Here is a 15,271-nt window from a genome sequence, read left to right on the forward strand (position 1 = left end):
CGGATCTTCTGGGGCTGCCCATCCCGAATGGGCAGCCCCGCAATTTTAGCTAGATCAAGTCGTCAGTCGTCTGACTTAAAGGTTGGGTCCCGGCGGCACATTCGACAAATGCACGTGAAAGGAAAGCCAATGTCATTGGATCAGTTGACGCCAGCAAGCCTCGCACCTTCGGTGCGGGACTACTTAGGGTACGCATTCGATCTCGACGGAACCCTCTATCTGGGAGACGGAGCAATTGAGGGCGCAAGCGAGACCGTCGCTGCCCTTCGTGAGCGAGGAGCGCGTGTTGTCTTTGTTACCAATAAGCCGCTCGAAACCTCACGCGACTATGCGAACAAACTCACGCGGTTAGGAATACCCGCAGAGCCATCCGACGTAATCTCTGCCATCGATGCGCTGGTGCTCTATCTGGCGGAACATCACTCTGGGGCAAGAGTGCTCGCTATCGCTGAGTCCGTGCTCGTAGCAGCGTTACGCGATGCCGGCTTTGTCGTCACCGATGACCCAGCTGAGACGGATGTGATCGTCGTTTCATTCGATCGCACATTCGACTATGACAAGTTGACACGCGCGTACTCGGCAGCGACGGCCGGGGCCGCGATTGTCGCTACGAACCCGGACGCCTACTGCCCGACGCCAGAGGGTGGTCTACCCGATTGCGCTGCGATGCTTGCCGCCATCGAGGCATGCTCCGGAGCGACTGCGGAAGCGATCGTCGGAAAACCGAGCGTTCACATGGCAAACGCTTTCTTGCACCGTCTCGGCGTTCCCGCTTCTGAGGCCGTGATGGTTGGAGATCGCTTGAACACCGATGTCGCGATGGGCATCGAGGCCGGCATGGACTCCGTACTGGTGCTCTCAGGAGCAAGTAACCGAGTGGACGTTGCCGCTTCGTCCGTCGTCCCGACTCATGTTCTTGACGATGTGCGGGGTCTCGTCGCGAATCCCCACTAGATCACTCGTCGTGGCTTTCGAGCCAGGCAGCTTTTGTGGCCACAACTTCATAGCAACTGCACGCATCCATCGATTCAATTAGGAGAAATAATGTCTGAGTTCATTTTCATGCTCACGCACAACGACCGCACAGTGGACAACGCGCTTGAGGTCCTCGATCAGGTTAAAGATACAGGGCTTCGTCACATCGGCTTCAAGGACGTCGGAGCGACGCCCGAGAAGCAGCGAGAGCTGACTGCTGCAGCACATGCAGCAGGCCTCGAGGTTTACCTCGAAGTGGTCTCGGTAGATAAGGCCGACGAAATGGCGTCGGTGGACGCCGCCATGGCTGCGGGCGTTGACTGGATCGTCGGCGGCAAGTTCGCGGCGGACGCGACCGCGAAGCTTGCCGGAACCGGAATCAAGTTCGCGCCGTTCCCGGGAACAGTGGTCGGGCATCCGAGTGCTCTCGAGGGAAGCCTCGACGAGATCGCGGCGCACGCCGCTGAGCTCTCGGCTATGGACGGTGTGCACGGCGTTGATTTGCTCGCTTACCGCCACCGCACGGTCGATCCATTGGAGCTCACCAAGGCTGTAGCCAAGGTTGTCGAGGGTCCCGTTATCGCGGCGGGCTCTGTGGTTAACGAGGAGCAAATTCGAGGCCTCGCGGCAGCGGGGGCGTGGGGCTTCACTATCGGTGGGGCTATCTTCGATGGTGCTCTTCCCGGTGACAAGGGTGTTGTCTCGCAGGTGCGTACCGCACTTGCGATGGCTGCAAGCGCCTAGTTGCAGCCTTTGGGCTAACCCCACGCGATAGACTTGAGGTTAGCCCAAAGGAGGAAGCATGGCTGGTCGCCGACCGACGCTTGTTGATCAGGTTCGAGAAGGGCTCACTGAACTCATCAGCAACGGTACGTATGACGTTGGTGATCGACTTCCCAATGAGCAAGAAATGTGCGAGAGATTTCAGGTCAGTCGCGCAACGGTTCGAGAAGCATATAGAGCACTGATAGATGCCGGATATCTCTCCCGTCGGCACGGAACGGGAACTTTCGTTTCCCGAATTCCTCAGCGACATGCTTTAGACCTCAATCTCAGTTATACCGCGATGATCCACGCAGCGGGGTTTACTCCGAGTATCCGTGTGGTCTCGCAAGAGCGTAAGTTCGCTGACGACGGTGATCTCCAACGGCTTCGACTCGCGCCTGGGAGTGAGATCATCAGTATCGAGCGAGTGCGGTATGCCGACGATCGGCCAGTGGTCTACAGCATTGACCGACTTCCTATTGAACTGGTTCCTCTTGAAGTGCGAGACAAATTGGAGCCTTCGCTCTTTGCAATGCTTGAAGATGCGAAACACGGCCCGCGTAACGCGAGAGCGCGACTCTTGCCTGTGTTGGCTGGCCAGCGTGAAAGCGAACGACTGAACGTGAAGCTCGGCGCTCCGCTCTTGCATTTCGATGAAACTGATTTCGATGAGAACGGTCTGCCAGTGCTCGCTTCCTTCGAGTGGCACACAAGTGATGTCTTTGAAATGTGGCTCAATCGTCAGGGTCGACCGCATCAGTAGTCCACACTCAAACCCCTACCCGTTCCGGGTGGGGGTTTTTGAGTGGTCGGGCGCAGGCGGGCGGTCCGCACGTGGAGCTCGACGCATCCTTTGCCCCACATTCCGAGTCATCATCAGACGTCTGACGAGTTGTGTTACAGTGTGAGTGATGCGCAGCGGAGCCGGTGCGAGGGAGCGCGTCTATCTCTCACAATCCCTCGTGTAAGGCGCAACGGGTACAAGGGAGTGTTTCGTGGGATATGTTCTTGGCTGTGACCTAGGGTCGCAGAGCGCAAAGGCCGTGCTGGTGTCTCCAACCGGGGAAGTTTTGCAAACAGCAAGTTCCGCTTACACCATGAGTCACCCACGCAGTGGGTGGGCCGAGCAGAACCCCGCCGACTATCGCCGTGGTCTCGCGGGATGCATCGCTCAAGTGATGGCGAGCTCGGGAATCTCACCTGCCGATGTCAGCCATTTAGGCCTATCGAGTCAAGTCGATGGCGTCATCCCGCTCGATGGCAAGCTCCGACCGCTGGCTCCGGCGATAATTTGGCTAGACCGTCGCGCGACAGAGCAGGTAACGAGACTAGGCAACGCAATTGATCCAGCTCGATTGTTCTCTCTGACGGGGTTGAATCTGGATGCCAGCCACACCGCGCCGAAAATGATGTGGCTCGCCGACCACAAGCCAGACATCTATCGAGCGGCAGACTCTTTGCCTTCGGTTGGTGGATATGCCGTGGCATGGCTGACTGGGCGTTCGATTCAAGATCACGCAAATTCTTCGTCAACGCTTCTTTACGATGTAGTCGCGGGAGGCTGGAGTGATGAACTCATTGACGCGGCCGGCCTTGACCGCACAAAGCTACCCGAGATTGGCAATGCGAGCGACGTTGCAGGCAATCTGACTACGGAAGCTGCAGAGACTCTCGGCCTGACGACGGCTTGCCAAGTGGTTGTCAGCACAGGGGATGATCATGCTGCGTGTCTGGGAGCGGGAGGCGTTACCCCTGGCGTGGTCATTGACATCCTCGGGACCGCTGAACCAGTCGGAGTGGCGAGCAGCACAGCAGTTTTCGATGAAACCAAACTATTGGAAACGCACGCTCACGCTGTTCCCGGTCAGTATTTGATTGAGAATCCAGGCTTCGTGTCGGGCGGAAACACCCTGTGGTTTGCAAAGAACGTGCTCGGCGTGAGCCAACAAGAATTTTTTGATCTTGCTGGGCAATCCGAGCCGGGGGCCAGAGGTGTACGTTTCATTCCTGCGCTATCGGGCGCCATGGCGCCGCGCTGGAACGACTCCATGCGCGGTACGTTCTCCGGGCTATCCATGAACCACACCTCAGCAGATATGGCGCGTTCGATCGTCGAAGCGAACAGTTTTGCCTTTCGTGACGTCTTTGATCGACTTGCCTCGCTTGGCCTCGCAGACACTGTCCGCGTGGTGGGGGGAGGGGCACGCAGCGAGCTTTGGCTGAGCGCCAAAGCGACCCTCTGCAATACCTCGATCCAGCGCGTCGCGACCGAAGAGACGAGTGCGATTGGTGGTGCGATACTCGCGGCAGTGGCTGCGGGCACGTTCCCCAGTATCGACGACGCCGTCGCGAATTTTGTTGAGCTCGATCCCGTGACGGTGGACCCCAACCCGGACCACGCTGAGCAGTACGAAGCTGCCTATCACGAGTATCGCGCGCTTTTTGATGCACTCGAATCAATGCCACGAAAGGAAGGCGCACATGTCGCTGTCAACTGATCTCACGGAGTCTCTCGATCACCCCTCCGTTGGCCTAAGCCGGGTCGATATCGGTCCTAGCGCGATCGACAACCTTGTCGAAATCGTGGAGGCTTTGGAGCCGCGCGGGCGAATCTTATTACTCGTCGACGAGGTTGAGTACTTCGATTCCAACCATCGGACCGTGAAGCCTTATGTCCAAGAAAGACTCAGCGCGCTGGGCACTGTCGCGACCTTGAGCCTGCCGGGGGACGTGCACGCAAATGAGGTCACGGTTGAAGCAGCGGTTGCCGCAGCCCACGATGTCGATGTGGTCGTGACAGTCGGCTCAGGGACCCTGTGTGACATCGGTAAAGTTGCCGCTGGCGTGCGGCCGCACGTGGTCGTTCAAACGGCGGCGTCCGTTAATGGTTTTGCTGATGATCAATCTGTGCTGCTCATCAGTGGGGTAAAACGTACGACTCACTCGGGCTGGCCCACCGCACTGGTAGTCGACAGCGCGGTTCTGGAGGGCGCCCCCGTCTCGCTCAATCGTTCCGGGCTTGGCGATATGATCTCGATGTTCACTGCGCCAGCGGACTGGTATTTGTCGTCGCTAGTCGAGATGGACCGTGGATGGGATGCCGACGCGGCTGTTATGACGCGACGCTACGGAAATGTACTACTGGACATTGCTGCCGGTGTCGGAAACTCTGCGCCAGACGCTCTCTCGACGCTCGCGGAGTTTGTCACCCTCAGCGGCATATCAATGGGAGTCGCCGGCCAGACGTCGCCGTCTTCGGGTATGGAACACACCGTAAGCCACATGTTGGATATGGCTGCGGGGGCCCGGGGCTTGGGCAACGCACTGCACGGCGCACAGGTGGGTGTGGCGACAGTTGTGGTTTCGATTCTTTGGCGAAGGATGCGCGAGCGTATCGCCCGCGGCGAACTTGGTGGCGTCTCGTTGCTCGATGAACGCGGGGCCGAAGCCGCAGTGAGGGGCGCATTCGACTGGATGGACGAATCAGGGTCTACGAGCGACGAATGCTGGGCCGACTATTCGAAGAAACTTGAGCACCTTCGACGGAGCGATGCAGCCGCGCGAGTAGCGTCGTTTGTCGAGGTCTGGCACGAACACGAGCGCGTGCTGGACGGACTTCTCGAATCACCCGAGGCCATCATCAAGGCTCTCCGTGCCGCGGGTGCTCCGGTTCGCTTCTCCGAACTCGACAATCCTGCGAGCGAGGAGGACATCTTGTGGGCGCTGCACAACTGCCACCTCATGCGAAACCGTTTCACGATCGCCGACCTCGCCTTTGTGACCGGAAATTGGACGATTGAGGATGTTCGCGCTGCGATGGCGGAGGCAGAAACGCTCGGCGCAGGCTTCTAAGCGTCATAGGTCGGGCTCGTTCGACGGTGGTGGCCGTCGAACGAGCCCGGCCTGTTCGAGTTGAACCTTTATTCACCCCGCGGAGGGGGAGCGTAAAAGCGGGGCAGACTGCCTCAGACGATGTCCAGAGAGTGGAGCAGACAGTGCTCTGGCCAGTATGCACACTTGCACTCCAATTTCAGCGCACGCCGTCGAAGATCGAGCGAGAGAATGTGCGTGTCGCGCTATGGTCGTACCCGCCGTCGCGCCGCCTCAGCGCTCGACTCTGTTTTCCCGCATGCCTTAAGCTGGTAGAGGGGGAGTGGAGATTTTTTCATGAACAATGCTGGGGGAAACAGCGCTGAGGGGCAGCAGATTCCTGTGCCTACCGTGCGCGCGGACATGTTCAGCTGGGCTCAGACGACGTGGGCAGCGAAGCCAGTTATTTGGCCAGAGCTGCCGCCGAAGGTCGCACCGTTAACGCTCGGTACCCACATCCTGCTTGCGGTGTTCGTTGTCGCTGGGTTAGCCGGCGCCGCCACCTACTTTCTGGAGTACCTCGCGGCTGACGCCAGCGAGGCGAATCGACAACTGGTCCTGGGAACCGTTGCAGCCGAACTCCTCGTTGCCCTCGTGGCGGTGGCGTTAGCCCGCTTCGATATCGCCGTGGGCGCTGCACGATTTTTCTTCCTGTTCTTTGTGGTTTCTGCAGCGTTGGCCGTGATCGGTACGGTGCTTGCGATCCTGTTCGATCCCGAACTCGCGTTCACGTTCTCCACCATCCCTCAGCTCGCCAATCTGCCCTCGCTGATCGTCGCCGGGGTCTTCGTCGCGCTTTCAATCGTGGTGTGGGCTACGGTCACCGCTCAGGTCAGTAGCTTCTTCCACTGGCGCTCGAATGTGCTCGCCGCCAGACGAACCGTCTTTCCCCACGGTGAACGCGAGCGTCACTTCGTCGGCGCGCCGGTCATGATCGATGAAACCTCCAGCGAACTTGAACGGCGGCTTGCAGTTGCCGAACGGTTGACGGCGCCCCTGCTGCAGCAGCTCACCCGGCTGCCCGGGGTCTCAATCGTTCAGGGCGTTGAGGTGCCGGGGTCGCGTTCGGTGCACATCGGGCATGCTGTCGTTGCCGGAAACCAGATCGCGTTCATTGATTCGCTGTTGTGGGCGCCGGGAGAGTACGTCTTGGATGCGTGGGGGCGTGTCGTGCGTGATGGAAAAATTGACGAACACATTCACGTGACCACCTCGGTCGCTGCCCAAAGGCTCGTGGCCGATCGGCCCCAGTTAGTTACCAAAGCGTGGGCCGTGGTCCACCGGCTGGCGGATGCTCCGCTCACAATTGCGAGCGATTCCAGTAACGCCGTTCAGCTCGTCACGCCCGAGGAGATGCTCCGCGAGGTTGGCGACTGGCTGGCCGCGGTGGGAGAGCAGTTAGACACTTTCGCGCTTCAGTTTGTGGTGAATTCTCGCCTCAAGTAGGAGCGAGCCTCCAGCGCACTCTCGCTATTGGGTGCTCAATGTCGTAAAGTTGACCAGTCGGCTCAAGACAGCGCGAAATCTCGCGTATGGGTTTGTAAGTCTTGCGGGCCGGTTTGCCAGTCCATCCAACTGGTGACAATCACACGAATGTATGTGACGGCCTCGGTCAAAGACTGCCCGGGTTCAGTAGTACAGCGTACGAAAACTCACGCTAATGAGTGTGTAGCTAGTCAGTGACTAGTTACTAAATTGGCCAATGTTGTCGTGCGCCCGTGCTCCACGCACTAGATGTGTTCCATCTAAGAACAACCCGGAAAGAACAATGCCTAAATTCAATAAGCCTGCCACCGGACGTGGCCGAAGCGACTTCAACTCTGGTGCTCCGAAGCGCGGCGGTTCACGCAGCGAAGGTCACCGCGGATTCCGCCCCGACCAAGGCGAAACCCCCAAGCGTCGATGGACTGCGGATGACCGTGCCGCTCGTACCGGCGACCGTCGCCCCGGCTCCGCGCGGCCCAGCCGCGATGATCGTCGCCCCGACTGGACTCCTCGTGAGAAGCCTGCCCGCGGCGGACGCCCCGAGTACGGCGACCGCAACGAGCGCCCCTCGTACGGCGACCGTCCCCAGCGCAATGAACGTGGCGCCTACGGTGACCGCAGCCAGCGCGACTCGCGCCCCGAGCGTGGCGGCCGTCCTTCGTACGGTGACCGTCCCGAGCGTGGCGGTTACGCCGGTCGCAACGAGCGTCCGTCGTACAACGATCGCAACGACCGCGGTGCTTCTGCTGGTCGTGGCGAGCGTCCTTCGTATGGAGATCGTCCCGACCGTGGTGGTCGTGGCGAGCGTGGCGGTTACGCCGGTCGTTCAGAGCGTCCGTCGTACAACGACCGCAACAACCGTGGTGCATCCGCTGGTCGTGGCGAGCGCCCCTCGTACGGTGACCGTCCCGACCGTGGTGGTCGTCCTTCGTACGGTGACCGCAACGAGCGCCCGCAGCGCACGGAGCGTCCCTCCTACGGTGACCGCAACGACCGTGGCGCACGCCCCGAGCGCTCAGAGCGCCCGTCGTACAACGATCGCGCCCAGCGCACCGAGCGTCCTTCGTATGGAGACCGCGGTGCATCCGCTGGTCGCTCCGAGCGCCCGTCGTACAACGACCGTTCCCAGCGCACGGAACGCCCTGCCTACAACGACCGTGCCCAGCGTTCAGAGCGCCCTTCGTACGGTGACCGCCCCGAGCGTGGTGGCCGTCCCTCGTACGCTGGCCGCAACGAGCGCCCGCAGCGCACCGAACGTCGCGAAAGCTCCTACTACCCCAACCGTGACGAGAAGTCGTCACACGAGCTGCAAGAAGATGTTGTTCTTGAGCGCCTCGAAGCGAAGGTAGTCACCGCCAGCGAGGTTGAAGGTAAGACCTTCCTCGATCTTGGTATCGGTTCGAACATCTCGCGTCAGCTCGCATCCATGGGTGCAGAGTCGCCGTTCCCCATTCAGGCAGCAACCATCCCCGACGTTCTCGCTGGCAAGGATGTTCTTGGCCGCGGAAAGACCGGATCGGGAAAGACCATTGCTTTCGGTGCCCCTCTCGTTGAGCGCCTGATGGAAAACAATGGTGGCAAGGACCGAAAGATGGGCCGCAAGCCGCGCGCCCTCATCCTGGCTCCGACCCGTGAGCTTGCTCAGCAGATCGACCGCACCGTCCAGCCCATCGCTCGCAGCGTTGGTCTGTTCACGACGACTATCGTCGGTGGCGTTCCCCAGTACAAGCAGGTTGCTGCGCTTCAGCGCGGTGTCGATGTCATCATTGCGACTCCCGGTCGTGTGGAAGACCTCGTCGAGCAGGGTCGTCTTGACCTCAGCCAGGTGAAGGTCACTGTTCTCGACGAGGCAGACCACATGTGCGACCTCGGGTTCCTTGAGCCCGTTCAGCGCATCCTGCGCGAGACCAGCGATGGCGGCCAGAAGCTGCTGTTCTCTGCGACTCTCGACAAGGGTGTTGCCACGCTCGTCAACGAGTTCCTTGTTGACCCGGCCGTGCACGAGGTTGCTGGCGAAGACCAGGCGTCCTCCACGATCGACCACAAGGTTCTGCTCATCGAGCAGCGTGAGAAGCGTGCCATCATCCGCCAGCTTGCTGGTGGCGACGGCAAGACTCTCGTCTTCACTCGTACGCGTGCGTTCGCTGAAGAAATGGCTGACTACCTGGAGGATGCCGGAATTCCGGCCACGAGCCTCCACGGCGACCTCAACCAGTCGCGTCGTACCCGCAACCTGCAGCAGCTCACGAGTGGACGAGTCAACGTGCTCGTTGCCACTGACGTTGCAGCCCGCGGCATCCACGTGGATGACATCAGCCTCGTTATTCAGGCTGACGCCCCCGAGGAGTACAAGACGTACCTGCACCGCGCCGGCCGCACTGGTCGTGCAGGCAAGGTCGGAACCGTGGTCACGCTTATCAACCGCAACCGTCGTCGCAAGATGGACGAACTGCTCGGCCGCGCAGAGATCGACGCAGAGTCGATCAACGTAGCGCCCGGCGATGCTGTTATCGACAGGCTTGCAGCGCTCTAGCTAGCGCGCAGCTCACTCGAGCATAAGAAAGCCCCGGATGCCCCACTCACGTGGTCGGCGTCCGGGGCTTTTGCGTGTTCGGCCCTGCTGCGATGCGCGCAGCAGTTATTCGAAAGTCCTCCGAAATGCCGACTGAGATTATCTCGAGAAACAGTTACCGTGACAATTACGTGATTATCATTCGCGTAATTGATTCCCAAGAGTGGGGGGAAAATGAAAAAACTCACACGATTCGCTGCGGTGGCAAGCATCGCAATTGGCATGGTGACCGTTGGTGTCGCATTGCCGGCTCAAGCCGCCCCGGTTGGTTCGTGTTCGGCGGGGCCGGCGTGGGATTCCTCAGGGGCGTTTGGTGTCGCATCCTGCAACGGGAGCTTCTGGCGCGTTAGTGTCTCGTGCGTGAACAACTCGACAGTGTACGGCGCGTGGGGTGGGCCTCGTACAGCGGTAACAAAGCACGAGGGCTGCCGAGGAAACTGGTTCGTTTCTGTTAAGACCCAGTAAGAGCAGAGACTGAGGCAAAATGAGGTGCACCGCTATAGCGCGGGCCCACATGTTGCGAATAGTTGGGTTTGTTCTAGAGCGAGGGTGCTCTGGAACAAACTCGACGCTATGAGTATGGGAGAGGTATGTTGGGGAAAATCACCCGGGCGGTTGTTGTGGCGTTCGTCGCCATTGGTGCGCTCGCCGGATGCCAGAGCGCAACTGCTCCCCACGCGGCCGACCCCGATAGCTTTTCGGCCGAGGAATATCAGGATGCCGCCTGGCGATCCATCATGTCGGGCTACCCCGAAGCTGAACGCCCTGCTGTCCAAGCAGTCCGCGTCATTGGTAACGAAGACTTTCCCGCCTTGTTCACTGAGTGCATGAGCGATGAAGGTTTCGATGTGGCGGTGAACGAAGACACGTCGTTCGAAGCGACTGTTCCACCTAGCCAAGATGAGGCGTTCTCGTTGGCCAATTATGTGTGTGAGGCGACTTACCCTCGTCCGCTCATCCTTGCTCACGCGGACGACGATGAGTCAGGACGCACGCTTTACGCCTACTACCGGGACGAACTGATTCCCTGCCTTGTCGGTCTGGGGTACACGCCAGATGAATTGCCAAGCGAACAGACCTTCCTCCAGCAATTGAATACCGCACAGCGCTTCGATCCGTATGCAGCCCTCATTTCGGCAGGGGGCGGTCTAGACATCGATAGCTGGGATGCGGCTAACGAGCAGTGCCCTCAGCGACCATCGTCGTTGGGCGGTTAAGGAGTCCTGACTGCGGCTGGCTGGGCGAGGGTCATCGAGAGCGAGCACCCTCATTCTCGACAGCGCCCAGAACGACAGCCAGTCGGGCGGTGAAGTTGTCGGGCACCTCGGCGGGCAGCGCGGTGGTGGGGAACCAGCGAACGTCTTCGCTCTCGTCGCTGATGGCGATATCGACATCCGCCGCGGCGAGAGCGACGAAGCCAACGTCCCAGTGAGCGGCGCACGAGAAGCCACCGTGCAACTCGTGACGATCGAGATCGACGATGGTCTCGGAGCGAAGAGTGAGGTTCGCGATGCCTGACTCCTCACGCGCTTCGCGCAGGGCCGCATCCGCGACGGAAGCATCCTGGGGTTCGAGGTGGCCACCAAACTGCACCCAGAATTGTCCCTTGCGGTGATAGCACAAGAGCACGCGCTCGAAGTCGGGGGAGAACACAAAGCAGGAGGCGGTGACGTGTTCGGGGCCGCCGTCACGCTGCAGGGCGGCGGCACCGCCAGCGGCGACAAAAGCCAGGTAGCGCTCACGGTCGGGAGACGCAGGCAGAGCGGCAAGGCTGGTCAGAAAGTTTTCGGCGATCACTCGGCAATTATCCGTCGTCCCAGGCACAGCGCTGTGCCAGTCCTGCGTCGCGGAGGGTTGTCAGGGTTCGACCGTACTGTTTGGGCATGACTTCTCATGACAAAACCCAAGATGAACCGATGATGGATGGCGCTACGGACGCGACCGAGAGCGAAAAGCAACAGGGAAAGAAAGAGCAAGTGGAGGCGGACGCAGTGCGGAATGGCGCGCCCGAGGATGGCGTGCCCGACGACGGCACGCTCGAGGATGCCGCGCTTGAGGACAGTGTTCGCAGTGTTCGTGCGGTCGGCGAAGATCGCACTGCAGAAAGCGCAGATAACGAGTAGCGCGCAGACAGAGCGGTATGCGTCGCTCGCGTAGCCGTACGCTCGTGCGTGCTGTCCCAGTGCGCGCAACTTAACCCAGCGCGCACCGACAAGAACACAAGTGTGGCGGTCGTCGCGAAAGTGCAATAGGGTGTCGGCATGTCTGATAACCACAGCGAGCGTGCCCTAGAAGACGAGATTGTCACCGACTTTAGTAAGCGGATGTCGTACGGCTCGTATCTGGAACTCGACACGCTGCTGAGTGCCCAGACTCCGCAAAGCAAGCCCGAGCATCACGATGAGATGTTGTTCATCATCCAGCATCAAACCACCGAGCTGTGGCTCAAGCTCGTGATTCACGAACTCCTCTCGGCCCGTGCCCTCATCGCAAGCGACAACCTCTCGATGGCGCTCAAGCACATCGCGCGCGTCAAGCACATTCAGCGCACGCTCACCGAACAGTGGTCGGTGCTCGCGACGCTGACCCCGAGTGAGTACTCGCAGTTCCGCGACTACTTGGGCAGCTCATCCGGATTCCAGTCGTATCAATACCGTGCGGTGGAGTTCTTGCTCGGCAACAAGAACGCGGGCATGCTCAAGGTGTTCGAAGCGCATCCCGAAGCTCACACCCTGTTGAGCAAGCTGCTCGCCGAGCCGAGCGTGTACGACGAGTTCTTGCGCTACCTCAGCCGCCATGGCTACGAGGTTCCCGAGGCTGTTCTCAACCGCGATGTCACGCGCGGCTACGAGCAAAACGACGACCTCATCGAGACGTTCCGCCACATTTACGACAACGAGAGCGAACACTGGCTCGCCTACGAAGCCTGCGAAGAATTCGTGGATCTCGAAGACAACTTCCAACTCTGGCGCTTCCGTCACATGAAGACCGTCATGCGCATCATTGGCATGAAGCGTGGCACCGGCGGCTCCAGCGGCGTCGGGTTCTTGCAGAAAGCCCTCGATCTCACGTTCTTTCCCGAGCTGTTCTCCGTGCGCACCGAGATTGGCCGCTCGTGACCGCAGAACCGACTCCTCAATCAGCGCCACGGTCGGCATCGCACCGAGCGGCGGCGACCGACTCGACCTCCGATCCTGCCCTCAGCGTCGACTACGCCGTCGACGGCTATTGGCTGCGGGGGTGGCACGGCCCCGCCACCGTGCGGGTGAGCCCCCACGGCATCCGGCCGATAGCGGATGCCGCAAGCCCCACCGCAGTGCGTCTTCCGGGAGTGCTGCTTCCGGGCTTTCGCGACGCGCACGTGCACCTCGGATTGATTGAGCCGCGCGCTCTCGTGGCTGGCGGTCTCGCCGCCGTTGACGACTTGGGCGGGCATCCTGATCGGCTGCGTGAGTGGGCTCACGACGATGCCGTGGCAGCGGTGCAGTACGCCGGGGCGTTCATCGCGGCGCCCGGCGGTTACCCGAGCAAGCGGGCCTGGGCTGCGACGCTCGCGGTCGCCGAAGTTTCCACGGGCGAGGAGGCGATGGCTGCTGTTGCGCAGCAGCTCGCTGATGGCGCCACCTTTATCAAGGTCGCTCTCAACGCCGAGGATGGCCCCGTTCTCGATGACGATACGCTGAGCGCTCTCGTCGAGTACGCCCACAGTCGTGGCGCTGAAGTGGTGGTGCACGTGCAGGGCGTAGGTCAAGCTCAACGTGCCTTTGCTGCCGGAGCTGACCGCCTCGCACACACGCCGTGGACCGAGAAGCTCAGTGACGCCCTGATCGAGGAGATGGTGCAACCGAACTCCCGTTTTCTTGCCGGGCGGCACTCGTGGATCAGTACTCTCGACATCCACGGCTATGGCCAGCGTGGCCGTGATTTCGCGACCGCGAGCGACAACCTTCGCCGCTTCCATGCCGCCGGTGGCACCGTTCGCTACGGCACCGACATGGGCAACGGTGACCTTCCGCCCGGGCTGAACGAGCGCGAATTGACGGCGCTTCAGGATGCCGGCGTGCGCTACGACGCTCTCTTGCGAGCGCTGTGCTTGCCCGGTTTTGGTAGCACCGTCAGCTACCTGCCGACCGTGCCAAGCGCGGATGCTGGCCTCGCGTCGTGGCTCATGACCGCCACCGTCGTGACCGCCCGCGAACTGCTCCACCCCGAATTTGCTGCCAGTGCAGTGCGCGTGGCCGCTGAGAACCACGGAGGCAACGATGCCGTTTCCGCCGCTACAACCCCCATCCCGACCACATGGAGGATCGACCTATGACCGACAGCAACGCGCCGACTGCTGCGCACGACGACGCGACGGCTGCGCCCACCGGAGCCAGCGCGCCACTCGACACGAGCGCTGCAGCAGCCGCTGCTCTCGATGCCGCTGACCCGCTGAAGCAGTATCCGCCCAAGTTCGTGCGATCGACCGAAGTGCGTGCCTACCTCGACGGTAACTCGCTCGGGCGACCCACGACCGCGAGCGCGGCCCGCCTGGCCGAGTTCGTTGACGAACAGTGGGGCGGCCGCCTCATCCGTGGCTGGGATGAGGACTGGTACGAGCTGCCTCTGACCCTCGGTGACCGCCTCGGCGCCGCCACGCTCGGTGCCGCCCCGGGCCAAACCTTCATCGGCGACTCGACGACCGTCGTGCTCTACAAACTAATCCGCGCTGGCCTCAGCGTCCGCCCCGACCGCAGCGAGATTGTCATTGACACCGGCAACTTCCCGACCGACCGCTACCTGGTCGAGGGCATCGCTGCCGAGCTCGGCAAGACGCTGCGCTGGATCGACCCCGCAAGCGACGGCGGAGTCACCGCCGCCGAAGTGAAGGCCGTGCTCAACGAGAACACGGCCCTTGTCGTGATCAGTCACGTCGCCTACCGTTCGGGCTACCTTGCCGATATGCCCGGCATCACCGCCCTCGCCCACGAGGCCGGAGCGCTCGTGCTCTGGGATCTCTGCCACTCCGCCGGCGTTGTCGAAACCGAACTCGACGCGTGGGGCGTCGACCTTGCTGCCGGATGCACCTACAAATACCTCAACGGCGGCCCCGGTTCCCCCGCCTTCGGCTACGTGCGCGCCGAGCATATCGAGGCGATGACCCAGCCGATCCAGGGCTGGATGGGCAGCAACAATCCCTTCGAAATGGGTCCAGGCTATGCGCCGCATCAGGGCATCCGACGCTTCATCAGCGGTACGCCCTCGGTGGTGGGTTCGCTCGCGATGCAGGACATGCTTGGGCTCATTGAAGAGGCGGGCATCCCCGCGGTCCGCGCCAAATCGGTCGCCCTCACCGAGTACGCCCTCGCTCTCGTTGATGAACTGCTCGTGCCGCTCGGCGTCACCGTCAGCTCCCCGCGGGATGCCGCCGAACGGGGCAGCCACGTCACGATCGACCACGAGAGCTTCGCCGCGGTGAACGCCGAACTGTGGAAGCAGGGGATCATTCCTGACTTCCGGCGGCCCCACGGCATCCGTCTCGGGTTGTCGCCGCTCAGCACGACCTTCGCCGAAGTGCAGCTGGGTATCGAAGCCATTCACGAGCAGCTGACGAAGTAGCCG

At 61.2% G+C, this 15,271-nt stretch carries 13 protein-coding genes and 1 pseudogene; 13 read left to right on the forward strand and 1 reads right to left on the reverse strand.

The annotated features are described in order from the left end of the window. Nucleotides 1–129: 129 nt before the first annotated feature. The 9 genes and pseudogenes from ACR3YK_RS06750 (at nucleotide 130) to ACR3YK_RS06790 (ending at nucleotide 10,884) form a co-directional block, all read left to right on the forward strand. Nucleotides 130–954, forward strand: coding sequence for an HAD-IIA family hydrolase (locus tag ACR3YK_RS06750; RefSeq protein WP_486174173.1), 825 nt, complete (start codon nucleotides 130–132; stop codon nucleotides 952–954). Nucleotides 955–1,044: 90 nt separating this feature from the next. After that, on the forward strand, nucleotides 1,045–1,719 hold the full coding sequence (locus tag ACR3YK_RS06755) for a hypothetical protein (protein WP_486174174.1): 675 nt from the start codon (nucleotides 1,045–1,047) through the stop codon (nucleotides 1,717–1,719). Between the two features lie 58 nt (nucleotides 1,720–1,777). Continuing rightward, a pseudogene (locus tag ACR3YK_RS06760) lies at nucleotides 1,778–1,978 on the forward strand (winged helix-turn-helix domain-containing protein); the annotation flags it as partial. A 63-nt stretch (nucleotides 1,979–2,041) separates the two neighbouring features. Continuing rightward, nucleotides 2,042–2,503: a GntR family transcriptional regulator gene (locus ACR3YK_RS06765; protein ID WP_486176383.1), complete on the forward strand. Its 462-nt coding sequence runs from the start codon at nucleotides 2,042–2,044 to the stop codon at nucleotides 2,501–2,503. 232 nt (nucleotides 2,504–2,735) lie between these two features. Then, nucleotides 2,736–4,238 carry a xylulokinase gene (locus ACR3YK_RS06770; protein WP_486174175.1) on the forward strand — a complete coding sequence of 501 codons (1,503 nt, stop codon included), beginning with the start codon at nucleotides 2,736–2,738 and terminating at the stop codon, nucleotides 4,236–4,238. Beyond that, nucleotides 4,222–5,592: an iron-containing alcohol dehydrogenase gene (locus tag ACR3YK_RS06775; RefSeq protein ID WP_486174176.1), complete on the forward strand. Its 1,371-nt coding sequence runs from the start codon at nucleotides 4,222–4,224 to the stop codon at nucleotides 5,590–5,592. Before ACR3YK_RS06770 ends, ACR3YK_RS06775 begins: the two co-directional genes overlap by 17 nt. Nucleotides 5,593–5,907: 315 nt before the next feature. Continuing rightward, complete coding sequence (locus ACR3YK_RS06780) at nucleotides 5,908–7,056, forward strand: hypothetical protein (protein ID WP_486174177.1); 1,149 nt, start codon at nucleotides 5,908–5,910, stop codon at nucleotides 7,054–7,056. A gap of 322 nt (nucleotides 7,057–7,378) precedes the next feature. Beyond that, a complete protein-coding gene (locus tag ACR3YK_RS06785) occupies nucleotides 7,379–9,628 on the forward strand; it encodes a DEAD/DEAH box helicase (RefSeq protein WP_486174178.1) in 2,250 nt (749 codons plus the stop codon). 629 nt (nucleotides 9,629–10,257) lie between these two features. Next, entirely contained in the window at nucleotides 10,258–10,884 is a 627-nt protein-coding gene (locus ACR3YK_RS06790) for a hypothetical protein (protein ID WP_486174179.1), read from the forward strand. A 31-nt stretch (nucleotides 10,885–10,915) separates the two neighbouring features. Here the strand turns inward: ACR3YK_RS06790 and ACR3YK_RS06795 are convergent, their stop codons facing one another. After that, nucleotides 10,916–11,464 (reverse strand): NUDIX hydrolase, encoded by a 549-nt coding sequence (locus ACR3YK_RS06795; protein WP_486174180.1) that lies wholly within the window; start codon nucleotides 11,462–11,464, stop codon nucleotides 10,916–10,918. A gap of 86 nt (nucleotides 11,465–11,550) precedes the next feature. Here ACR3YK_RS06795 and ACR3YK_RS06800 point away from each other — a divergent pair, with 86 nt between their 5' ends. The 4 genes from ACR3YK_RS06800 to ACR3YK_RS06815 all read left to right on the forward strand — a co-directional run bounded on the left by ACR3YK_RS06800 (nucleotide 11,551) and on the right by ACR3YK_RS06815 (nucleotide 15,268). Beyond that, nucleotides 11,551–11,790 (forward strand): hypothetical protein, encoded by a 240-nt coding sequence (locus ACR3YK_RS06800; protein ID WP_486174181.1) that lies wholly within the window; start codon nucleotides 11,551–11,553, stop codon nucleotides 11,788–11,790. Between the two features lie 138 nt (nucleotides 11,791–11,928). Then, entirely contained in the window at nucleotides 11,929–12,786 is an 858-nt protein-coding gene (kynA, locus tag ACR3YK_RS06805) for a tryptophan 2,3-dioxygenase (RefSeq protein ID WP_486174182.1), read from the forward strand. After that, nucleotides 12,783–13,985, forward strand: a complete 1,203-nt coding sequence (locus ACR3YK_RS06810) for an amidohydrolase family protein (RefSeq protein ID WP_486174183.1) — start codon at nucleotides 12,783–12,785, stop codon at nucleotides 13,983–13,985. Before kynA ends, ACR3YK_RS06810 begins: the two co-directional genes overlap by 4 nt. Continuing rightward, nucleotides 13,982–15,268: a kynureninase gene (locus ACR3YK_RS06815; RefSeq protein WP_486174184.1), complete on the forward strand. Its 1,287-nt coding sequence runs from the start codon at nucleotides 13,982–13,984 to the stop codon at nucleotides 15,266–15,268. Before ACR3YK_RS06810 ends, ACR3YK_RS06815 begins: the two co-directional genes overlap by 4 nt. Nucleotides 15,269–15,271: the final 3 nt, after the last annotated feature.

Source organism: Salinibacterium sp. 10G20-15 (assembly GCF_057365065.1).